At 44.2% G+C, this 22,568-nt stretch carries 23 protein-coding genes; 11 read left to right on the forward strand and 12 right to left on the reverse strand.

Annotated elements, in window-relative coordinates; genetic code table 11:
* Positions 1-148: 148 nt before the first annotated feature.
* Both GTQ48_RS07095 and GTQ48_RS07100 read right to left on the reverse strand, forming a co-directional pair.
* Positions 149-2,728 (reverse strand): glycoside hydrolase family 3 protein, encoded by a 2,580-nt coding sequence (locus GTQ48_RS07095; RefSeq protein ID WP_163105867.1) that lies wholly within the window; start codon positions 2,726-2,728, stop codon positions 149-151.
* Positions 2,729-2,737: 9 nt separating this feature from the next.
* Positions 2,738-3,994 (reverse strand): sugar MFS transporter, encoded by a 1,257-nt coding sequence (locus tag GTQ48_RS07100; protein ID WP_420837596.1) that lies wholly within the window; start codon positions 3,992-3,994, stop codon positions 2,738-2,740.
* 204 nt (positions 3,995-4,198) lie between these two features.
* On the opposite strand from GTQ48_RS07100, the gene GTQ48_RS07105 reads away from it, so the two are divergent.
* The 3 genes from GTQ48_RS07105 to GTQ48_RS07115 are packed head-to-tail and all read left to right on the forward strand — an operon-like array spanning position 4,199 to position 8,145.
* Positions 4,199-5,551, forward strand: a complete 1,353-nt coding sequence (locus GTQ48_RS07105; RefSeq protein ID WP_163105868.1) for a GH1 family beta-glucosidase — start codon at positions 4,199-4,201, stop codon at positions 5,549-5,551.
* Between the two features lie 25 nt (positions 5,552-5,576).
* Complete coding sequence (locus GTQ48_RS07110; RefSeq protein ID WP_163105870.1) at positions 5,577-6,578, forward strand: LacI family DNA-binding transcriptional regulator; 1,002 nt, start codon at positions 5,577-5,579, stop codon at positions 6,576-6,578.
* Between the two features lies 1 nt (position 6,579).
* Positions 6,580-8,145, forward strand: coding sequence for a sugar porter family MFS transporter (locus GTQ48_RS07115; RefSeq protein WP_163105872.1), 1,566 nt, complete (start codon positions 6,580-6,582; stop codon positions 8,143-8,145).
* A 42-nt stretch (positions 8,146-8,187) separates the two neighbouring features.
* On the opposite strand, the gene GTQ48_RS07120 is transcribed toward GTQ48_RS07115, so the two are convergent.
* The gene (locus tag GTQ48_RS07120; protein WP_163105873.1) at positions 8,188-8,451 is read right to left on the reverse strand and encodes a hypothetical protein; all 264 of its coding nucleotides are present in this window, start codon (positions 8,449-8,451) and stop codon (positions 8,188-8,190) included.
* A gap of 24 nt (positions 8,452-8,475) precedes the next feature.
* Here GTQ48_RS07120 and GTQ48_RS07125 point away from each other — a divergent pair, with 24 nt between their 5' ends.
* A complete protein-coding gene (locus GTQ48_RS07125; protein WP_163105875.1) occupies positions 8,476-8,613 on the forward strand; it encodes a hypothetical protein in 138 nt (45 codons plus the stop codon).
* Positions 8,614-8,710: 97 nt separating this feature from the next.
* On the opposite strand, the gene GTQ48_RS07130 is transcribed toward GTQ48_RS07125, so the two are convergent.
* Complete coding sequence (locus GTQ48_RS07130) at positions 8,711-9,481, reverse strand: sulfite exporter TauE/SafE family protein (RefSeq protein ID WP_163105876.1); 771 nt, start codon at positions 9,479-9,481, stop codon at positions 8,711-8,713.
* A 103-nt stretch (positions 9,482-9,584) separates the two neighbouring features.
* On the opposite strand from GTQ48_RS07130, the gene GTQ48_RS07135 reads away from it, so the two are divergent.
* The 4 genes from GTQ48_RS07135 to GTQ48_RS07150 all read left to right on the forward strand — a co-directional run bounded on the left by GTQ48_RS07135 (position 9,585) and on the right by GTQ48_RS07150 (position 13,426).
* A complete protein-coding gene (locus GTQ48_RS07135) occupies positions 9,585-9,761 on the forward strand; it encodes a hypothetical protein (protein WP_163105878.1) in 177 nt (58 codons plus the stop codon).
* A 624-nt stretch (positions 9,762-10,385) separates the two neighbouring features.
* Positions 10,386-11,885, forward strand: coding sequence for an MFS transporter (locus GTQ48_RS07140; RefSeq protein WP_239060035.1), 1,500 nt, complete (start codon positions 10,386-10,388; stop codon positions 11,883-11,885).
* 359 nt (positions 11,886-12,244) lie between these two features.
* Positions 12,245-13,024, forward strand: a complete 780-nt coding sequence (locus GTQ48_RS07145; protein ID WP_163105880.1) for a siderophore-interacting protein — start codon at positions 12,245-12,247, stop codon at positions 13,022-13,024.
* A gap of 210 nt (positions 13,025-13,234) precedes the next feature.
* The gene (locus tag GTQ48_RS07150) at positions 13,235-13,426 is read left to right on the forward strand and encodes a CsbD family protein (protein ID WP_032097668.1); all 192 of its coding nucleotides are present in this window, start codon (positions 13,235-13,237) and stop codon (positions 13,424-13,426) included.
* Between the two features lie 135 nt (positions 13,427-13,561).
* Here GTQ48_RS07150 and GTQ48_RS07155 read toward each other — a convergent pair whose 3' ends face one another.
* The 3 genes from GTQ48_RS07155 to GTQ48_RS07165 are packed head-to-tail and all read right to left on the reverse strand — an operon-like array spanning position 13,562 to position 15,385.
* Complete coding sequence (locus GTQ48_RS07155; protein ID WP_163105882.1) at positions 13,562-14,083, reverse strand: CC0125/CC1285 family lipoprotein; 522 nt, start codon at positions 14,081-14,083, stop codon at positions 13,562-13,564.
* Entirely contained in the window at positions 14,073-14,894 is an 822-nt protein-coding gene (locus tag GTQ48_RS07160) for an anti-sigma factor family protein (RefSeq protein WP_163105884.1), read from the reverse strand. Before GTQ48_RS07160 ends, GTQ48_RS07155 begins: the two co-directional genes overlap by 11 nt.
* Positions 14,891-15,385 carry an RNA polymerase sigma factor gene (locus GTQ48_RS07165; protein WP_163105885.1) on the reverse strand — a complete coding sequence of 165 codons (495 nt, stop codon included), beginning with the start codon at positions 15,383-15,385 and terminating at the stop codon, positions 14,891-14,893. Before GTQ48_RS07165 ends, GTQ48_RS07160 begins: the two co-directional genes overlap by 4 nt.
* Positions 15,386-15,583: 198 nt before the next feature.
* Between GTQ48_RS07165 and GTQ48_RS07170 the strand changes: the two genes are divergently transcribed.
* Positions 15,584-16,903 carry a S8 family serine peptidase gene (locus GTQ48_RS07170; RefSeq protein WP_163105887.1) on the forward strand — a complete coding sequence of 440 codons (1,320 nt, stop codon included), beginning with the start codon at positions 15,584-15,586 and terminating at the stop codon, positions 16,901-16,903.
* A 20-nt stretch (positions 16,904-16,923) separates the two neighbouring features.
* Here GTQ48_RS07170 and GTQ48_RS07175 read toward each other — a convergent pair whose 3' ends face one another.
* From GTQ48_RS07175 to arfB, 4 genes are all read right to left on the reverse strand, one after another.
* Complete coding sequence (locus GTQ48_RS07175; protein WP_163105889.1) at positions 16,924-17,868, reverse strand: surface lipoprotein assembly modifier; 945 nt, start codon at positions 17,866-17,868, stop codon at positions 16,924-16,926.
* A 140-nt stretch (positions 17,869-18,008) separates the two neighbouring features.
* Positions 18,009-18,737: a hypothetical protein gene (locus tag GTQ48_RS07180; protein WP_163105890.1), complete on the reverse strand. Its 729-nt coding sequence runs from the start codon at positions 18,735-18,737 to the stop codon at positions 18,009-18,011.
* Positions 18,738-18,846: 109 nt separating this feature from the next.
* Entirely contained in the window at positions 18,847-19,542 is a 696-nt protein-coding gene (locus GTQ48_RS07185) for a SurA N-terminal domain-containing protein (protein ID WP_163105892.1), read from the reverse strand.
* A gap of 168 nt (positions 19,543-19,710) precedes the next feature.
* Complete coding sequence (gene arfB, locus GTQ48_RS07190; protein WP_163105894.1) at positions 19,711-20,127, reverse strand: alternative ribosome rescue aminoacyl-tRNA hydrolase ArfB; 417 nt, start codon at positions 20,125-20,127, stop codon at positions 19,711-19,713.
* A 203-nt stretch (positions 20,128-20,330) separates the two neighbouring features.
* Between arfB and GTQ48_RS07195 the strand changes: the two genes are divergently transcribed.
* The gene (locus GTQ48_RS07195; protein ID WP_163105896.1) at positions 20,331-21,281 is read left to right on the forward strand and encodes an alpha/beta fold hydrolase; all 951 of its coding nucleotides are present in this window, start codon (positions 20,331-20,333) and stop codon (positions 21,279-21,281) included.
* On the opposite strand, the gene GTQ48_RS07200 is transcribed toward GTQ48_RS07195, so the two are convergent.
* Positions 21,268-21,702, reverse strand: coding sequence for a hypothetical protein (locus tag GTQ48_RS07200; protein ID WP_163105897.1), 435 nt, complete (start codon positions 21,700-21,702; stop codon positions 21,268-21,270). The genes GTQ48_RS07195 and GTQ48_RS07200 overlap by 14 nt on opposite strands.
* A 330-nt stretch (positions 21,703-22,032) precedes the next feature.
* On the opposite strand from GTQ48_RS07200, the gene GTQ48_RS07205 reads away from it, so the two are divergent.
* Positions 22,033-22,560: a cytochrome b gene (locus tag GTQ48_RS07205; protein ID WP_163105899.1), complete on the forward strand. Its 528-nt coding sequence runs from the start codon at positions 22,033-22,035 to the stop codon at positions 22,558-22,560.
* Positions 22,561-22,568: the final 8 nt, after the last annotated feature.

The following is a 22,568-nucleotide window of genomic DNA, read 5'->3' on the forward strand; positions in this document are numbered from 1 at the left end:
TGAAAGAAACTGAGAGTAAGCCAGTAAACTCGGCTGTTGTAGCGCATTTTTATATTATCAGCACTATAATTTTTTACACGTGAAACAGGCTAAAAAAAAGCCACTTCAACGGAGTTAAAGCGGCTTTTTGCATGGTTTACGTATGGTTTTATTTACATGTAATGTCTGCGTTTTCAGCAGCCTGAGGCGTAAACTGAATATCTGCAACGCTGATGCTTGCCTTGCCTGAACTGCCAAGTTCAAACGGAACGACAAGACCGGTAAAGTCGATACCTGCATTCACAAAACACTGTAAATCGATACTGAGTGAAGACCATGTGTTTTGCTCTAAGGCGTTCACTTGCTCACTAATATCAAGTTGTGCAGAGCAGCTACCTGGCATATCGCCCTCGCCCTCACAATTCATTCCCACGGTAAGAGAGCCCACAACCGTACTATGAGGGTTAATGTTTAGCGTAAGCGCGGCTTTATTAAGTAACTGGGCACTTAAGTCTTCGCGGAAGAAGCTTTTGCTCGCAAAACGCATGGCGGCAAACTCACTGCCATCAAAGGTTACTTTACGGGCATCTTCCTGAACGACTTTATCCACAGTGCGATAGGTAATTGCGCCCACGTTATGGGTGCTCGCATTAACCGTTAGCGACTCATCGCCAGAGTAAAGCCACAACACCCAAGGCGACTGCACCGCACCGTTTAATATTTCAAGAGACTGACTGTTATCACTGCTTATGCTGACCTCGGTGTTCAAGTTATCCGCTAGCACGTTGTCGTCGGCATAAGTGAGGCCAAATCCATATGGCAATAGTGGCTCGTAGGTATCGTCGCCAATATTCACAATTTGCTGTGGCTGTGCTGGCCATGAGAAAGGAAGCTTACCTTTAAAGTCTTGTTTGCCGAATAACACATCGGCCACCGCCGCGCCCTCTGAACCAGGCAGCCAAGCCGCTACGAAGGCATCAGATGCGTTAAGCTCTGCGTTTACCCACATAGGGCGACCGCTGATAAAAACTGACACGACGGGAATACCCTGTGACTTGAAGCGCTCAAGAAGCGCTAGGTCTTTTTTAGTACCGTACTGATAAATTAGCGTCTCTCTGTCACCGTGGCCTTCTGCGTAAGGCTCTTCGCCAAAGACTACAATTGCCACATCTGGCGTGTTCCCGCCTTGTGCAATTTCACCATCAACAGAAAGCACCACATCGCCAGCCGCAGCCTCTACATAACGCTTGATGCCGTCGTATATGGATGTGCCGCCAGGAAAATCAGCGTTGGTATTGTTCGTTCCCTGCCACGTAATACTCCAACCACCAGACTGTTTGCCTATATTGTCTGCGGCATCGCCAGCCACTACTATGCGTTTAGCACCCGATAAAGGAAGAATGCCCTGCTTGTTCTTAAGCAAAACAAGAGACTCGCGCACAGCTTGACGTGCTACCTCGCGATGCGCTTCGTTTCCGATAAGCGACCGATCGCCAGATAAAGGGCGGTTGGCAGGACTCGGCTTATCAAACAAGCCCGCACGCACTTTTACTCGCAAAATACGGCGTACCGCATCATCAATGCGAGACATGGGAATGACGCCATCTTTAACGTGGGCTAAGGTAGATTCATATACCCCTTTCCAGTCGCTAGGGACCATAAAAATGTCCAAGCCAGCGTTAACCGCTTGTGCACAGTCAACGTTGCTGCAGCCTTTAACCTGGCCGTGGCCATTCCAGTCTCCAACGACGAAGCCGTCAAAACCCATTTGCTCTTTTAACACATTAGTTAGTAGGTATTTGTGACCGTGTAGTTTTGCACCATTCCAACTGTTAAACGACGCCATTACCGATTGAGCGCCTGCGGTTAAACCACCCACATAGCCCTGAGCGTGAATATCGAACAACGCTTGTTCGCTAGCTACATTGTCGCCCTGATCGTCGCCGCCAACGGTTCCGCCATCACCCACAAAGTGTTTTACCGTACTGATAACCCGTTGGTCACTGAGAAAATCTTTATCAGCCGCGCCCTGCAGCCCTTTAACTACTGATGCCGCATAGTCGCGTACAATGGCTGGGTCTTCTGAATAACTTTCATAAGTTCGGCCCCAGCGGTCATCTCTCACCACCGCCACGGTAGGCGCGAACACCCAATCGATACCCGTCGCCATGACTTCTTTTGCTGTAATGTGGGCTATCTTTTCTACCAATTCTGGATTTTTTGCAGCCCCTAAACCAATGTTATGAGGAAATAAGGTCGCGCCAATTACATTGTTGTGACCGTGCACTGCATCTGTGCCCCACATGGTTGGAATTGCAGAGCCGTCGAGGCTGTCATCGATAGACGCTTGGTATAATTTTTCAGCTAGGGCTACCCAATCATCCGGTGTGGCGTGCTTATCATTATTTGGAAAGGCACCGCCCCCATTTAAATACGAACCGAAACCATACTGACGCATCTCTTCAACCGTGATATTGCGAATTTCCGGTTGGATCATCTGCGCTATTTTTTGCTCAAGCGTCATTTTCGATAAAAGATCTGACACTTGCTTTTCTACAGCAGGGTCTTGTTTTACTTCTATGTCGAGTTTAGGCCATATTGCTGCCGCGCCGCTTAAAGCAGAGCCAGCTTTTAGCGAACTGCTCTGGTTAGCACTATCAACATTATTAATGGATACGTCTTTTTCAGATTCAGCGCAGCCACTTAGTAAAGCACCAGCAATGACTGAAGCGAGTAATGTATTTCGCATGGTGATTCCTTAATCTTTTATCAGTTGAGTTACGCGGCTGCCTATCAAACCGTAATAGGCGATATACAGGTAGCAAGACGCCGGTAGCAAGAATGACATAGTCACTCCGATGCTATCTGCCAACATACCCTGGAATAACGGGATGATAGCGCCGCCCACAATGGCTAAACATAAGATGCCTGAGCCCTGTGGCGTATCCTTACCAAGCTGCTGAAGTGCCAGACTGAAGATGGTAGGAAACATAATTGAATTGAACAGACCCACACCAAGTACGGTCCACAACGCAAGCGGTCCCGTGGTTGATATTGATAGCACAATGAGAAAGATAGCCATTGCTGAATTAAATGCCAATACGATACCACCAGACACTTTTTGCATTATCAATGCACCGATAAAGCGCCCTACCATGGCGCCCCCCCAATAATACGCCAATAACTTAGACGCTTTCGCTTCGGTTAAACCGGCAACCGAGGGGCTGGCAAGGTAGTTAACTAACATACTACCAATAGCAACTTCAGCGCCCACGTACATAAAGATACCGACTGCCCCGAGTACGAGATGCTTGTGCTGCCACGCGCCACCTTTGAAGATTCCGGTATTACTGCTGGTGTGATTAAGCTTAGGCAGCTTTAGATACAAAAATACGAGGGCAAGCAACAGCAATGAAGCTGCCAATATAAGGTAAGGAATCTGAACATCAGAGGCCGATGCGGTGGCAGCGTTGTGCTCACCGGTTGCACCGTACATTAAATACGAACCAAAGAAAGGCGCTACCGTGGTACCAAGTGAATTAAATGCTTGTGTCATAGTAAGGCGAGAGGAGGCGGTTTTAGGGTCGCCTAACGCAGTGACATACGGATTTGCTGATACTTGTAAAATGGTAATACCGGATGCCAACACAAATAAGGCCAGCAGGAATACACCATATATTTGGTTCTCTGCAGCGGGATAGAACAATATGCATCCCAAACAGGCTATGCCAAGCCCCAATACAATGCCTTTTTGGTAACCAATTCTAGAGACGATTGCGCCAGCGGGTAACGAGACAATAAAATACGCACTAAAAAAGCAAAACTGGATAAGCATTGCTTGTGTAAAAGTGAGGTTAAACGCACCTTTCAAATAAGGAATAAGAATATCATTCAAGCAGGTAATAAAGCCCCACATGAAAAATAACGTTGTTAATGAAATGAGAGCAAAACGATAATTACCGTTTGGCGCCGCACTGTTCATTGGTTGCGATTCAGCTTGCGATGGTATGTCCACTGATAACCTCTATTGCTATTTTTGTAATTAATGATAAATTAACATTTGAAAGCGCTTACATAGAGATACACACTCTTTGTAAGCGCTTACATTTCAGTGAATAATTACATGAAGCGTTGCCGAATTCAATGTAAAAATCATGTTATTTTTGATTTATGAATAACAAACTATAATCAAAGTTTGTTAAGCCTAGGACATGAGAAAATGCCAAACATTACGCTGCCCGCCGACTCCTTATTGTTATCAAAGGACTTTTTATACGGCGTAGCCACCTCAAGCTTTCAAATAGAGGGGGATAGAAGCGGGCGACTAGACTCAATTTGGGACACATTTTGTTCACAAAATAACACCATTGAAGACAACTCCAATGGTGATATTGCGTGTCAACATGTGGAAAAATGGCAGGAAGATGTTGCACTCATCGCAGGGTTAGGAGTTGATGCATATCGACTCTCAATCTCATGGCCTAGGGTGGTTAACAGCGATGGAACTATCAACCATATCGGCATGCAGTTTTACGTAAACTTGGTTGACGAGTTAGTAAAACGCAACATCAAAGTATTCGTCACCTTGTATCACTGGGATCTTCCTCAGTATTTAGAAGAAAAAGGCGGATGGTTAAATAGAGAAACGGCCACAGCCTTTGCGCATTACACTGACATAGTAGCCAGTGCGTTAGGTGATAAAGTGTATTCTTACGCTACCTTAAACGAACCATTTTGCTCAGCGTACCTAGGCTACGAACTCGGTATTCACGCACCGGGCAAAACCGGCGTGGCCAACGGCAGAAAGTCTGCGCACCATTTGCTGTTAGCACATGGTCTGGGTATGAAGGTGCTTCGCGAGAAATGCCCTAACAGCTTAAATGGTATTGTGCTTAACTTTTCTACTTGTCACAGTGCCACCGAATCACCAGCCGATAAGTTAGCCGCAAAGCTTGCCGATGAATACCATAATCGTTGGTATTTACAGCCTATTATTGAAGGCACCTACCCAGATGTGTGCGACCAACTGCCCGTAGAGCAACAGCCGGATATTCTCGAGGGTGACATGGACATTATCTCCCAGCCGATAGATTTCTTGGGCATTAACTTTTATACACGCACCGTATACAAATCCACAGAAAATGGTTGGTTCGACGTACAAGAACCTGAGGATGTGCCTTTAACTGCCATGGGCTGGGAAATTACCCCCGATGCCTTTACTGAGCTGTTAATAGATTTGCACCAGCGATATTCACTGCCACCCATTTACATTACCGAAAACGGCGCCGCCATGGATGATGAAATGGTAGAGGGTGAAGTTGCTGACAGCGACCGCGTTGACTATTTCAACTCCCATCTCAACGCCGTACACAATGCCGTTAAAGCAGGTGTGGATATTAAAGGGTATTTCGCGTGGAGCCTGATGGATAATTTTGAGTGGGCACTTGGCTATACAAAACGATTTGGCATTGTGTATGTAGACTACAGCACCCAAAAAAGAACCTTAAAACAAAGTGGTATTGCCTATCAAAAACTGGTCAACAGTAGAGTTAATGTTACATTAGCGGGATAGGATAAAAGGATAAGTACCCCACACCATGGCAACTATATACGAAGTTTCAGAAGCAGCAGGCGTTTCACTGGCTACCGTTTCCCGCGTTATGAATGGAAACACGAAAGTAAGCGACCGCACCCGTAAAAAAGTTGAGACCGCAATGGCTGAATTAGGCTATCAGCCAAATGCCATTGCACAGTCCTTAGCGTCTAATAGAACCAATAGTGTGGGCCTATTAGTTTCTGAACTTCACGGTTCATACTTCGGCGACTTAATGAGTACCGTAGAGCAGGCGTTAAAGCAGTATGGTAAACACGTTATTATTACTGCCGGCCACGTGGATGAAAAACGTGAGCATGACGCCATCGAGTTTTTGAAAAGTCGCCGGTGCGACGCCCTTATACTGCATGCTGAAGCGGTGTCAGATGAATACTTAACGACCTTGTGTAAATCCGACCTACCCGTTGTGGTTATTAACCGAAAAGTAGACGGACTGGATGATCATTGCTTTGTTGTTGATAACGAAAAAGGGGGGTATTTAGCCGCCCAAGCAGCAATACAGCAGGGGCACAAAGAGATAGGTTACATTAGCGGCCCCAAATTCAAAAAAGATGCGAGCGATCGCCTAGCTGGGCATAGACGCGCGCTTACTGAAGCAGGCATTGAAGCAAAAGACGACCATATTTTTGAAGGTGATTTTCATGAATCATCCGGGCAAGAGGGCATGCATTATTTGAAACAGCACTTTCCTGATATTACCGCCCTTATCTGCGCCAACGACGAAATGGCGTCTGGCGCAATGACAGCGGCACGAGAGGCGGGGCTTGAAATTCCACAGCATTTGTCTATCGTGGGATTCGATAACGTGCTGTTTTCCCGTTATTTATATCCAAAGCTCACCACTATCAATAACCCCATTCAATCCCTTGGCGAAATGGCAGCGCGCTGGGTGCTTAAGAATGTCTATGACACCAAAATAAACCACGCTATTGAGCATTTGTTTGTGCCTGAAGTCGTTGAAAGACATTCACTGAGCAAGCGTTAATATGATAAAAAATGTGCCTACCTCGCTTTACTATACGCTTATCGTCTCCCTTGGGGGCTTTATATTTGGCTTTGACGCTAGTGTAATATCTGGCGCCATTGGCTTTATTGACGTTGAATTTGGCTTAAGCGACTGGCAACAGGGCTTTGTTGTAAGCTCTCCTACCCTTGGCGCATTGTTTGCTATGCTGTTTGCGGGCGCAATAAGTGACGCTATCGGTAGACGTAAATCACTTATAATAGTTGCACTACTGTATTTCATCTCGGCCATTTGCTCAGCATTGGCACCAAACTATGCGCTATTGGTTGTTGCTCGCTTCATTGGCGGTATTGCGTTTTGCTCACTAATTATTGCACCGGTCTATATTTCTGAAATTAGCGCGGCTAAACACCGAGGCAAGATGGTGTCGGTGAACCAACTGAATATCGTTCTTGGATTCGCCCTTTCCTACTTCAGTAACTATTATTTCTTGCAGCTCAGCAACAGTGAACTGACATGGGTACAAGAGCTTGGCATTGATACCCATACTTGGCGCTATATGCTAGGACTTGAAACCCTTCCCGCTGCGCTCTGGTTTACCCTGCTTTTCTTTGTACCTAAAAGTCCTCGCTGGCTCATGCTGAAAGGAAAAACCGACGAAGCCAAGCTGTCAATATCTGCGCTTTTCGACCCACGTGAAGCAAAAATGCAGCTTGATGAAATTTACTCATCGCTGTCAGAAAAGAGCTGGTCGTTAAAAGAGCGACTTGGCTCTCTCACCGTTAAATCGATGCGTTATCCATTGTTTATTGGTATTACCATCGCCATTGCTCAACAAATTACTGGCATCAACGTCATTTTCTTTTACGCCCCCACTATTTTTGAACAAAGTGGTGTGGGTACCGACGCCGCATTTATGCAAGCGGTTTGGATTGGCCTGGTGAACGTTGCTTTTACCGTGGTTGCCATGTTAACCATCGATAAATGGGGCAGAAAGCCGCTGCTTGTTATTGGCCTTTGCGGTGTTGCTATTAGCATGACGGTATGTGCCTACGGCTTTAAACAGGCAGTGTATGAAATTGACAGCAGCGATATTGCAGCAATTCAGCAAACAGACCAGCAGCTTGCTGCCAAGCTCACAGAGATAAAAGATGTGGTGTACTACTCAGATGTCACCTTTAAACAGAGTCTGCAGGCTACGCTGACTACCGCTGAATATGACACCCATCAGCAGAATATACTCAACAGCAGTATTACTATGAACGCGCCCTTAGTGCTATTTGGCATTATTGCCTTCGTGGCGTCTTTTGCTGTATCCCTTGGCCCTGTAATGTGGGCCATGCTAGCGGAGATATTCCCTAATCAAACCCGGGCTATCGCCATATCTCTTGTGGGCGTGATTAATTCACTCACCAGCTTTTTAGTACAGCTTGTTTTTCCTTGGGAATTAATGAATTTAGGCGCTGCGGCGACCTTTTTCTCCTACGGTATTTTTGCCCTAGTAAGCTTAGTATTGGTCGTTAAATACTTCCCTGAAACTAAGGGGAAAACCTTAGAGCAAATTACCGAGTCGTTTGAGGTTAGATAAAACTAAACGCTAATTATGTGGCCGCAAAGAAAGCAAACTAATTTACGCCAACTGGCGCTTGTGCAACCCTATGTTTTCTACATTAGCTTCTTCTAACACCACGTGCTTATCAATAGACAGCGCAGTGGGCAACACATGAGAGGCCACGATAACTAATCTACGCTGAGCCTCTTTTTCTAGCAAAGCGCACACCTGCTCTTGGGCTCCAATATCAAGGCCTTCAAACGGCTCATCAACCATTAACACGATTGGCTCGGCTAACACGGCTATTGCCTGCTGCACCTCTCTGCACAATGGCAACTGCATCCCAAGATTCAGCTAACTACGCTAGTGAACAATATCTTCGATAAGTTTTATGCGCCTCACACCGCTGGCGTAAATCGCGCAGCGCAAGAAGATATGGCCGTAGGAGAGCCTGTGCAGAACCTAGGTCGAGAGTGGCAAATTTCACTGCGGTATCAGTTTTAATCTAGCATTTTATAAAGCGCCTCGCGTAAAGAGGCGCTTTGTAGAATCGCAGTGTTAACAAAAACGGAAAATTAGCTGCTTATTCTCTTTCTTCAAGCTATGCCAAATTTTGTAACGCCTGCCATAGCAACCTAAATGCAAGTAAGGTAATAACGGCTTTGAACAACCAATTGAAGGTTTCGTTTGGCACGCGTTTGAGCATTCGTAACCCAACAAACGTACCTAATGCGCCACTTGCAATCATGGCAACAATAACACCGCCCCACTGACTGAAAGAAAACCCCACGAAGAGAAAAACGAATGCTTTCAACGCATGTTGAATAGTCATACAGGTTGCGAGTGTTGCGGTAATACGCATTTTGTCAGCAACACTACGATGAACAAATGCAGCAACTAAAGGCCCTGTTGCACCCACAAACATTGAGATGATTGTGGTAATAAACCCTGCAATGCTGCGCCCAATGGGAGATAGTTCATGCGCTTTAGGTTTCTTTCCCCACATCATAAAAAGGATAAACCCAGAAACCGCGAACTGAATAAACACCAAAGGAAGCTGCACAACAATAAATGATGCCAAAATGCCACCTAATAAGGCACCAAAACTAAAGTACATGACGATTTGCTTATCGACATGCGTGCGGGTCATTAACGCTCTATTCCCGTTTGAGCCAAGCTGAACCAAGCCATGAACTGGAATAAGCGCAGTTATTGGCAAGGTTGAGGCTAGAATAGCTAATAGCAGAACGCCACCGCCTATTCCCAGAGATGCTGTAATCAAGGAGGTAAAAAATGAAGCCACTATAAGCAAAGTAGCGCTTAAAGTGCTCAGTGCACCACCTGCTGTTATGAGTTCATAAAAAATATTCAAACAAGGTTTCTCCTAAAAAACCGCAACACATAATCAACATGGGGGTGATCAAACCTGCTTACTAAGGCGTTTGAAATTTGTCCAACGCAAATGGTGATACGCCATGGCTATGCCAAGATATGTAATGAAAGCCCTTGATACTTTATTAGATGAGCACAGCACCATATCGTCTAAGTCCATAGCACGCCAAATTCTTAAAAACAGCGGGTTAAGCGAGGATGATATAAAGGTGTGTGTGAAAAAGCGAACGCTATCACACACCTATATTTTTGAGGCATAACGACTGTGACGTTTGATAAACAGACTAGGGTGCGTTTTATCAATTAAGTTTTCCCCTATTACAAAATCAAGCAACATCTTCTGCAATACTTGAAAAGGTAGATGCCGCTCTCTACCAAGCTAAAACAACCGGAAGGAATAAGGTAATATGCGCTTAAGCCGTGTGTAAAAAACAACACAACATTAAGAAAAATTTACACTCTCTATTTTACTCAACTTGCCACGCCAGAACCTAACGCCCTCAAAAAAAACAACAAACTCAATAAAAACAATAATTTGTAAAAATAAACACGGAAAAAACTCACTTGGCACGAATAAAGCATATATTAGACTAACGGATAACAAGAGTCGTAATGTGAAGCCAGGAAGGCTTTTGAAATGGAGAGTCCATATTACGAAATAGCGAGCTTTGATGGAAGACGATTGTCACGATATAAGGATTGCGTCATCCACGGAAAATGGAATTTACTCAGCACCGCTTAAGGAAATTGTTTTACGTTGCATTACTCATCGATGATGCGGTTGGGTTGGAATAAAACCAGCAAACTGAGCAGGATGCAGCAACCTTGGTTAATACGGAAAATAACTAAGATTGTCAGTACCCTCATCGAAAGTTTCGACATTGATGTCGCATGCTACGAAGGAATGTTACCTATTTGGACTGGTTGAAGAATGTGTGTTACTTCAGCCGGACCATAACGAGGACATTGATAAAGTCATCGATTTTATCAATGAGTTGTCATCAGACGACTACCCTCTCCCCACCAAGCCCCATCCCGGTCTTTACACAACTCTGATTTTTGCCCGCCTTTGGCGGGTATTTTTTTGCCTGCTCGAAAGAATGAGAGCGAGTTCATGGTATTATGTACGCTCTTTGCAATATCCTCTATTTAGGTTAACTACTTTGCAGCCTTCTTCGTCTTCTCCTGTCGTATTTAGAATGTTGTTCTGCGCCATGCTTGCCACCTCGGTAGGACAAAGTGTAATGCTAGCGACGCTGCCATCAATGGGCCGGCAAGCGAATTTATCTGAATTTCATATAGCGACAATCATGTCGAGCTCGGCACTTATTTTTGCTATCGGTACAAATGTGTGGAGCAGAGTAGCGCGACGTGTTGGGTTCAAGCGTACACTGCTTATAGGTCTGGCAGGCTATAGCGCGGGAACGTTTGCTTTTGCGAGTGCGTGGATGGCTGGATTTTCAGGCATTATCAGCGGAACTAGTTTATTTTTAGCATTACTCATAAGCCGAAGCTTGCAGTCTACAATTATGTCGGCTACGCCACCGTCTGCAGTTGGCTATGCTGTGGCAATTAGTGCCCCAGCACTGCGCGTTAGTGCAATTAGTAAAGTAACATCTGCCAGTAATGTGGGCCAGATCATAGGGCCGGCCTACGCAGGTTTGCTAGTTGGATTTGGTCTCTTGGCCCCACTTTATAGCATAGTGGTGCTTACCCTATTGGCATTTGCCCTCGTACTTTATAAATTACCGGTTTTACCGCCGCAAAACTCCACTGAACAAAAAGTGCCTACGGTCGCTTTAGAAGATAAGCCACCCCGCGTTCCCTATGTATTTGTAGCAAGCTGTGTATGCGTATTTGCAGCTATGGCAATGATGCAGCAAACCATGGGCTTTTTCTTTATCGATTTTTATGGCAAGAGCCCTGTAGAAGCCGCTCGCTTAGTTGGGTTTGCAATGATGATGAGTGCAGTCACGTCATTAACCGTTCAGTTCACCATTGTGCAAAGGGCGCGATTGAGTAAAGAAATCATGATGTCCTTAGCCCTTCCTTTATTGTCCCTAGGCTATCTAATTTTGTATTTTCAACAGAGTTTTGCTGTTTCATACATAGGCATGGCTGTTATGGGCTTAGGTATGGGCATGGCGTATCCCTCACTTGCTGCAGCAGCGACAACCTATTGCTCACCGTCGCAACAGTCATCAATTACCGGTCTAATTACCGCAACAACGGCAATGGGATATATTGTAGGCCCGCCACTGGCTGCAACGCTCTATCAAGTCAACATTGCACTGCCATTTGCAGCAGCCAGTATATTGATGACACTTATTTCATGCGTCGTTTTACTCACACTCTATAAAATAAGGCGGTCGGCAGCCCATTAAGCACGTTACTTTTTAACGTAACCTCAGAAAATATTGGCTTATTTATGTGATTAGCGAAATAAAGTTAAATAAATGCGGAACCTTTTCTAAACTTTGCCCTCTTACTTGTACATGAAGTCGTTGAGTGTTCGGTTTTATGTAGTGTGTGTTTTCCAAGTGATATTGTGTTTTCTAAGGGGCGTTATGCCCCTTTTTCTTTTCTACCTTTCCTGTTTGTATCCCCTCTCTTTTTCTATCTGTTTCCTTTTTTAGCGCTTTCTATAAAGTCGAATTGGATCAGGTTTATTGTCCGCATTTTGCACATGTTAATGATAATCATTATCAACTATTATGCTGATTATTAAATCGAGGAGTCAATAATGCCAAAACCAAGTCCGCGCCTTGCAGAAGTAACCAAAACAAGCCGCATCTCCCCTTCTATCCAAAGAATTCATTTAGGCGGCAAAGCGCTTCGTACATTTCCGTCAACAACGCCAGGGGCTTACGTTAAGTTGATGTTTGACCTTGAAGGCCAACCGCTTACGGCTGTGGTCGATAAAAGCCAAGTTGCAATGCGCACTTACACGGTAAATAGCTTTAATCCATCAATACCTGAAATGACTATTGATATGGTGCTACATGCCAGTGATGGTGCAACAGGTCCCGCATCAGCATGGGCAGGCTCTGCCAAACCTGGCGATACCATACTGCTGGCAGGCCCAGGAACCAGTAAAGGGTTAAGCGACACCTACCAATGGGTTTTACTTGCAGGAGATATGACCGCTTTGCCAAGTATAAAGAATCATCTTGCTGCGCTGCCTAAAAACACAAAAGGCTATGCCGTTATTACCGTTGAAAGTGAGGGTGATATCGTCAACATACCTAAACCCGATGACGTTGAAGTTATATGGGAAACAAAGGCACCTTTGCCTGAAGTTGTGGCTTCACTTTCGTGGCATGAGGAATTACCCGCCGTATGGATAGCCTGTGAATTCAGCGATATGCGAAATATAAGACGCTGGCTGAAAGACGAGAAAAAACTGCCTCACGAACAGCTTTATATCAGCAGCTACTGGAAAAAAGGTCGTAGCGAAGATCAGCACAAAATAGAAAAGCGGCACGATAGCGAAGCGTTTATTAATAGTTTAAAAGCAGGGTAAGCGAGCACTCGCTGTTCATGCAGAATTTTCAGGCGCTTGTAATTACTGCACGAATTATATTGCGCCATGTAATCCAAGATTTAAAATAACCATTAATTTCAGTGCTTTATACATTGGACTATGAATTGCACCCTGACTATTGAGTAAGCAACTCAGGTCGACTCTAAAGGCCAACAAATGCTTTATTCATTATGATAAGGAGAAACCATTATGAACAGTGATCGTATCGAAGGTAATTGGAAGGAAATGAAAGGTAAAGTGCAACAGAAATGGGGCAAACTTACCGACGACGACCTAGATAAAATTGATGGTCGCAGAGAAGAATTAATTGGTAAAGTACAACAGGCATACGGCAAAAATCGCGACGAAGCAGAGCGCGAAGTTGACAGCTACCTGAACTAACTAATCCTGCTTTTTATCACATTAAAAAGCGAAAGTTAGCAAAAAGCGCCATAGGTTTATCTATTGAATATGATAAATCTAATGGCGCTTTTTAATGTGCCTGAATAAACAAATTACAATTTATACATAAGCCACTTACTCACCAGTCTTTGGCTTCAAGTTCTCTCTGACCTCACGAGCATCGAAGCTGGTAGTAGAAGTTGGTCTAGGCCCTTTCCCAAGCTCGATATTCAAAATACTCTCAATTTCGCTAGACTGCGTTCCACCGACAAAAACGCCAGTTGTAACCTGAGTTGTCGGCTCGTAAGACGTGCGACACCCTAACAAACCACAATCTCTCACTCGTGTATAACGTTGCTCAAAACCTGCCTGGGGCGATGTTCCTACCGTTTCTTTATCAATAAGTGTTTCTCTGTCTGTTACAACAAACCAGTCATAGCTTTCCAGCAAGGTAAGTTCGGCTGCGCGCAGCATGGCATAATCCATTGCCTTACCTTTATCACTTCCCTTCGCCTTGAAATGCACTCGGTACTGACTGTCACTGAGTTTACTTTCCGTATATCCAAATCCACCTTTTGACGCTTCACGGTAATCCGGTTGGCTTGCACAACCTGCGGCGACTAATAAGGTTATTATAACTAAAAAACTAGTTTTCATTTTTGACTCCTCGAGCTGATTTTTTCATCAGCCATTCACTTTCGATTGCGCGTTGCTCTTGTTTTCTATTTAAAGGCGACGCACTCATTAAATTATTTAGCTCATCGTTTAACACATCAGCTTTACTTGCTGTCTGGTAAACACCTGTATTGTCGTCTGCTGCTTGAAGACTACTAGCAACCAGCTGCCATTCACTTTGAGTATTACGACATGCAATTAGCGTATTTTTTTCATTGCTAGAGACCACTTTCGCTTGTCGACAGTACGTGGATTCAGTGGAAATAAACGATAGCTGAGGTGTTACCTCTAAGCCTGACGCTAATTCCACAGACTCCCCGGTTAGCTTAGAATCAAGTACAGAGGATACGCTGTCCCATTGTGATGCTACGAGTGATGTGCCCGGCGCCACTGTTCTATCCTGCTGAACGAAAACTAAACCGGCGAAGGCCGCAAAACTGGCTGCGGCTGCCACTGGGACATACCATTTTCGTCTTTTACGATGCACTGGAAATGCTAACACCTCGTTGCTATTTTCTTCATTGTCAGAAAGGTTTTCGCTTATATCAGCGTTGTTTAAGTCACCAGTAGACGAGCCTGCCTCTTGCTCCAGTAGCATCAAAACACTTTTTGGCAGCGCCGTTGCGGTCGCTTTTTCTGCCGCAGATTTAACTATAACATCAACTTCTGCCAAGGCTGCTAACTTATCAGCAAGACTTATGTCAATGGCGATTGCTTCTCTCACGTGTTGCATATCAGGTTCTGAAAGTTCGCCATCTAAGAAAGCTGAGAGCTGCTCATTGGAAACATTCATGATAGCACCTCCCGTTTATTCTCAAGTAACGACGCTATTTTGCCCCTTGCACGAGCTAGCCTGCTCATTATTGTTCCGGTGGGAACTTCAAGTACTTGTGACGCATCGTTGTAACTCATACCTTGCACAGCCACCAATGACAGTGTTTCTCGTTGTTCTGAGGGTAAAGTATCCATTGCATCTGACACTTGTTGTAACGTAACCGCATTTGCAATTTCATCATCTAATGTTTGTTGCTTATCTATCTCTGACTCATTTTGCAACGCGTCACTTGCGTTCAAACGTACTTTTTTTGCTCTATACTCATCTATCCAAACATTTCTACAAACTCTAAATGCCCATGCCATTAACGTTACTTCTTTTGAAGGGGGTTTCGATAACAGCCGCTCAATGGTATTTTGCAATAGATCGTCTGCATCATGCATGTTCCCCGTTAGCGAATAGGCAAACTTTCGAAGGGATGGTAGGAGCTCGGTTAACTCTTCTTTCATTGTTATTACCTGTGTAATTTAACCGTATTATATCGTTAACGGTTCAAGTGCTTTTTTATTCCCAATAAATTGGAATTTTTTTTGAATAAATTCGTTAACGTTATTTCAGTCATTATTATTAGCGTAATATTAACGGCACAATGTGTGCCATTACGTTTTTATGGCTCCACTTTTTATTACTAGAGCAGAGGTAAGTTGATGAAGTTAGCATTTACGCTTGGTGCTTTATCCCTGCTACTCCCCTATGCAGGAAATACTCAAGTTTTAGCCACACCATCACAGGTCATCACCCCAGTGATACAACAAGCTCCTTCTCACCTAGAGACACTTAGAGAGCGAGCAAGAAAAGCTAAAACCAATATTGAGAATGTTAGAAAAAATGATTTAACTTCAATTATTTACGATACAGCTTCGAGTATTAAAGCGCCGCTTTTTAAAGTGCCTGCTGCGAAAAGAATTCTAGGAACAACTGGCCAAATTGTTATTAGTGAGATAACGACGCCAGATGGCTTTCTAGCGGTTGAACGGGAATGGATATTTATAGGCAATAAAGAAGATAGCCGTTATTTTCAATCCTCTAACTTTACCCATATAGATGCAAAATTTTTAAAAGCGTTAGATAGATGGCGCTATATAGTCAAAGTAAAAGCGACTTTGGATGAGCTGTCACTTATTCGCGACAACCTTCCTGCCGAGCTTCAGTCTCAAGTAGGTAGAAACCATATTTATTTATCGCAACAAAAACAGCACGTCAGTGAAACACTAGTGCACAAAAAAGGTAATGCATCCCCTACGTGCCAGTCACCTTTACGTGTGGGAATGGTAGATAGTAATATTGTGGAAAAGCACCCTATGCTATCTCACCTAACTATCAAGCAAATGACATTTTCACCTGAGCAAACAGAAAATGGCAGTGAACACGGAACTGCCGTTGCAAGCCTATTAGCTCAAAAATTACCGTTAAATAGCCGCCTTTTTAATGCCAGTGTTTTCTATACAAGGAGTAGTGTAAGCCAAGGCGCGACGTTAAGTTCGTTGATTGATGGACTCGATTATTTAGCGTCACAGTCCGTCGAAACGATCAATATGAGCTTAGCGGGTCCCGACAATCCTGTTTTAGCTAAAACAATGACTTATTTAACTCATCAAGGTATTCAAATAATTGCAGCGGTTGGTAACGAAGGGCCTGCATCGTTGCCGCTGTATCCGGCCGCCTATAAAGAAACCATTGGCGTATCGGCTGTTGACGAAAGCGGAGGTATTTACCGCTGGGCTAATCAAGGTGACTATGTCGACTTTGCTGCTTTAGGAGTCTCTATACCTGCGGCACACCCTAACGGAGCAACGATTCGCCAAAGTGGAACCTCTATGGCCGCACCTCAAGTGGCGGCAACCTATGCTTGTTACTTACAGCGGCAAAAAAGCAGGATGGCAGCGTTAACACTGCTACAAAAAAATGCCATTGACGCTGGTGAGCCTGGGCGTGATTCAGTTTACGGCTTTGGAATTTTGCACTAAGGCAGCCCCCTTTTACCTAATTAAAAATGAAGGTTCACCCCTATCTCGGCTATCGTTTCGTTGTAATCAGCCTGAGCCAATGTTGAATCAAAATCACCTGAGCGAGCTGAGAATACTACGTCCAGATAGCTTAAGACCTCGTAGTTTATGTCCAATTTAATTCGCTGACTGTCATCTTCTCGGCCAATTCCGCCTGCAGTTTCGTTTGCATAGTTTCGGTTATTCAGCTGATACGCGAGTTTAAAAGTGAGTACTTTTGAAAGAACAGATACAGGATACGAATACCCCAGTTCCAATCCGTTACTTTTGAAACTAAACACATTGTCAACAGCATCCTCATCTTGATATGTCAGCGCAAGCTCTACAAAGTCGTCATCCTCGAAAAACCAAAACATATCTGCGCGAAAGGAATCTGCGTTACTGTTCCTATTTGTTGCTGTCTCAAATTGCTTTGCCACTTTATCGGTGCTTAAACGCACATATCCACGCTGCATAATTAATTTTCCCGCAGAAACTCCGTACTGCTCGTAGGACAAAAAACGATCTGAGCCTAGTGACGCATTGGCATCATAGTAATGCACACCAACTTTGAGAGCCTCAAATGCGTAACTTGAAGCAACTCCCAACGTTGTAATATCTAAATCAAATTCACTTTGCTCGCCGTATGACGTAGCAGAATGGGTTACTGAGAGGTCGCTCACCCAAGCATCTGTCGGAGCTATTGATAGCTTGAGATTTCCCTTCGTGTAGCGCGCAGAATCAGCGCTGTTCGAGTTTGTATCAAGCTCACTAATGCCTACGTTGCTATCGTGTTGATAAGCGACATAGCCTTTCCCTGTTAATGAAAACCAGGACTTCTCATCTGATAAGGATGAATCATTCATTGCATGTAGTCGTGGTGTAAAAACAAGCGCAGTCATTAAAGCTACTGACCGTGCAATAGTACATTCATTAAGTGTTTTCATAGCGGTGACCTAAAACGGTAAAGGCATAAATAAAGAGGGGTAGTGATGAAGGGGGGCTGATAATAACTCAAAGTATGTTATTACCAGCCCCTGTGTATCTCAGCATTTTACAAAGCTGAGCGCTTTTCAAACCGAGTCGTTTATAAGCCGATCGCGTTCGAAACTGATGAAGATACAGAGTCGCTTACTGATGCAGATACCGTATCTTCCACTGTACTAGATACTGTGTTTGATACCGTGCTCTGTATTGTAGAATCAACCGAGTTTGTAATTGTGTTTGAAATGCTACCGCTCACTGACTCGCTGACTGTGCCTGCTACCGTACTATCGACGACAGTACTCACCGTACTGTTAACCGAGTTAGTGAGAGATGACTCTACTAAGCCATTCACAGAATTTGGCAATGCGTCTGCCTGAGAGTTTACCAATGAGTCTGTCACCGTATCACCTAATAAATCTGTAGTGTCGGCCGTCGATGTTAGTGCGCTAATTTCAGTTGTTTCTAGCGTGCCATTCAATGCGCTATCCATTGTGTTTGTAACCATCGCATTGGTATTCATCGTAGATTGGGAGCTCTCTAGTGGGGCACTTGTTTCAGGTGTAGGTTGGTCTGGTTGCGCATCATTATTGCTAAGGTCAGTCGTCTGCGAGTCGACCTCACTCATTTGCTCATCAGTTTCAATATTTTGACCGATAGCTAACGCAACTCCAAATTGTTGACTAGTTGACGCACTTATTGACGTATTTTGTGAGCTGAACTCTGCTGAGGTGGCAGAAACTGTGGAAGACGATACCTCTGCAGTTTGTGCGAAAGGTGATGTAGAAGTAATGCCTAGTGCTAGTAGAATAGCAGTATTGATATGTTTCATCCGTTTATCTCCAGTGTTTTTGATTGGACACTGAGTAAACGGATGAAGGAAAGGGTTTATTCCCTTGTAAAACTAAATTTTTAAGAGAATTTTAAAAAAACTTAATTTATTAGTAACTTGAATCTTTATTTTTTTCTGAGGCGCTCATGCTCCTTTCCCACCACGGAAAAGAAAAGTCGATATTGTCTGGATCTTGAGTCTTCGCGTATTTCATGCGAACCGAACTCCAAAATGCCGCTTTAAATATTGGATCGTAGATAACGAACTCACCCTTCTCGCGGTATTGCTCGAAAAGCTGCTGGTATGCGCCAACCGGAGTAAGCGGGTTATCTTGCTGAAAAACAACATCACCGCCATAAGCTTCGTAAAGTGCTTTAGACACTTTCCAGCTTTTAGCCATGCTTTGCGCTAAGGCCATGCGGTAGCGCTCAAGCTCTTCTACAGGGTATTCACCCGCATTGTCTAAATCGACAGTCCACAGCTTTATTACCGAGTAGGCTGACTGAATCTCACTGTCTTCAGGGGTAATTTCATTTTTCTGTGCAAAGTCAGCTAGTACCGATTCAGTGATCTTGTTACCTAAAGCACGCTGGGCAAGTAAGTGGCGTACTTCCTTTTCAGACTTGTCCGTTAGCATCGATTGGAAACGCTCTACGTCTGCCTCAGAAGGCTGCAGCTCACTATTTGTGATTGATTGATTAAATAGTTGCGCAATGATTTCATTTGCTGCTTGGGGAGTATTCATGCCAAGACAAAAAACGATAGCTGCAAACAGCACCATTGGGATAACTTCTGAACGAGTCACTTTTTCTGCTTTCCTAATTTCCGATATTGAGGGTGAGCACACATCGATTAGATGCGCTGTTAGGCACTACACCCCAGCACACAAGACACATCTAGTTATATTTATTAGAATTTTCCGTTGTCTTGCGGAATGACAAATTTTGAGGCTTATACTTTAGTTTATTTACTCCTAAACTTCCACTTTTCCACGCAAAGATTTTTTCGCACCTCGTAATTTTTTTGCGTCGACTCTTCGCGCTTTCGCGGCGCGACTCACTCGCGTGGGTTTTCTTGGTTTTTGCTTAATCGTCGCTGCTTTAATCCACCCTATCAGTCGAGTAATCGCATCTTCTCTATTTTGTTCCTGCGTTCTGTAATTTTGTGCCTTCAATACAAGAACGCCGTCGGTAGTGATTCGCTTGTCTTTTGCACAGAGCAAAGACTCTTTAAGAGCATCCGGCAGCGATGATGCCCGTATATCAAAGCGCAAATGAATAGCACTGCTTACTTTATTCACATTTTGACCACCCGCGCCCTGTGCACGAATAGCCTGCATCTCTATTTCGCTTTCATCAATTGATATTGACGACGTTATTTTCCGTTCCATTGACCTTCCTATAACCGACTTAACGGGCTTCTTGATGACTTTTGTAATGAGCGTTTCGCCGTTTTCTTTTTTTCATCAATACGCATTTCTCAAACCATACATTTCTCAAACGCTATGTCCTTTCGCACGAACACACGATTACGTTATTGACGCTGTTTCAAGAAACCTATACGTTTATTTATCTATTTTATATTGGAACACTTATGTTCATTGCGTTGCTTATTATTGTTTTTATTCTTGCCCTACTTGTTTGGTTCACCACTAACATTGATAAAAAAATTGAACAAAATTTCTTTGCAACAGGCAAGCTGACTCCTGTAGAGGGTGGCACAATTCACTGGCAAATGCAGGGAAGTGGCCCTGCGCTGGTGCTTATTCATGGTCTGTTAGGCAATAGTGCTAATTTCTCGAAGCTCGCATCAATATTAGCAACTCGCTACACCGTTTACAGTATTGATAGGCCAGGAAATGGGTTTTCTATCCGCGCAAAGTCCACATCAGCGTCATTTGAAAAGCAAAGCAGCATGATACGTGAATGGATGGACAAAGTCGGTATTGATAATGCCTATCTTGTTGGTCACTCTATGGGTGGCGGAATTGCACTGCGCATGGCGATTGATGCCCCCGAGCGTATTAATGCTGTATCGCTGCTGTGTCCACTTACCACGAGGTTACTCAAAGGCGCAGGTCCGCTTTCCATTCTTTACATTCCTAATAACTTTCTACGTAAAAGCATATCTAAAACTATCGCTAGCCCGTTTAGAGTAAAATTTGGCAGCAAACAAATATCGCAGATTTTTCACCCTGAAGCAGTCCCAAAAAGTTTTGCAAAACATGGAGGTGGAGCGCTGGCTCTGCATTCAAAGTCTTTTTACGAGGGGAGCCGCGATACTGTAGCAGCGCAAGGTAGCTTAGTTCGTCAGCACTCAGCTTACGCTAGCATAACCTGCCCCGTTGGCGTGTTATATGGCGAACAAGACGCTATTTTAGCGCCTGACATGCATATACATCCGGTAAAAAGCACCATCGCGGGTTCTGTATCAGAAATAATTGGGGACGCAGGGCACATGATCCCCGTAACGCAGCCTCAGCGTTGCGCTGACTTTATTTTTACTATTAACGAAAAGCATGGGCGAAATATTAGTGCATCGTAGTCTTTTGCAGCGCCGAGCCATCACCCTGTTTATGTTTTGATAAAATGGGCGAAAATTGCTCTTCCGCATCGCTTTGCTTTAACGAACGAAGGTAGTCGGATATACGCTCTAGTCCATCATATTGCGAACACGTATCCGACGGAGTTGATCCAAATGCCATGTTATAACTATAAAACCATGAGTGTATTTGTTCAGTGTTTCCTTTTGACATGGCACTGAGTAAATAATACATACGGATAAATGACAACTGCTTTCTGTAAGCTGGTGCGCTGTTTTCGAATCCATTCAAGGTATTCTTTGCTAGGGTTTGCGTAGAAATTCCTAGCATTTCAGAAACCTGCGTAACATTTAGGCCTAATTCTTGAGTTGCCCACGTGAACGCTTTTGTCACCACATTAGTGGGAAGCGGCGTTTTGCTCATGTTCTTACCTCACTTCTAATCGGCATTGGTGTTGTAATTTTCGTTATTCCCCAGTAATGCTGCCAAAATCGAGCCAGATTGCGTATATAAACACCTGCCCATTATTAAACTTTATTAACACGCGTTACGTTTAAACAGTCTTATGTCTAAAGACTTCCTTTTCAGAGTCGCTTTTTAACCGCTTAGTAAAGACATGATTGACTAAGTCACGACTGGCGAGTCATTAGTCAGGTTAGATTCTAAAAAAAAGAACAAACTGTCGAATTTTTAGAAATTTTCATTCTTAAGTTTAGACTATATGCTGAACTTAACATGATAGATGGACGCACTATGAACACGAGATGGCCGCGAATTATTTTACTTATCCACTGGGTTACCGCATTGGCAGTGGCTGGCATGTTCGCGTCTGGGCTGTGGATGGTCGACCTTACCTACTACAGCGACTGGTACAAAACAGCGCCCCACTGGCACAAAAGCGCAGGCCTCATTCTTTTAGCGTTAACTCTAGCCCGTATAGTATTTCGCCTAGTTAGCACTCGACCAGCTGCTTATGGCAATCGGCTTGAAAAGCGCGCAAGTAAAGCCGGGCATCTTTTTTTGTATGCGCTGTTGTTGAGTATGTTCACCTCTGGCTACCTAATTTCAACAGCAGACGGGCGAGCCATCGACGTTTTTAACTGGTTTGCAGTGCCTGCTCTTGGTGAGCTTATTGAGAACCAAGAGGATATCGCGGGCGACGTCCATTTCTATTTAGCATGGATACTGATTGTTACTGCTTCACTGCACGCAATAGCAGCGCTGAAACACCATTTTTTCAATAAAGACGACACGCTGAAGCAGATGTTACGGCTTCGCTAAAATTCAAT

It is taken from the genome of Alteromonas genovensis (assembly GCF_010500895.1).
Taxonomy (GTDB): domain Bacteria; phylum Pseudomonadota; class Gammaproteobacteria; order Enterobacterales; family Alteromonadaceae; genus Alteromonas; species Alteromonas genovensis.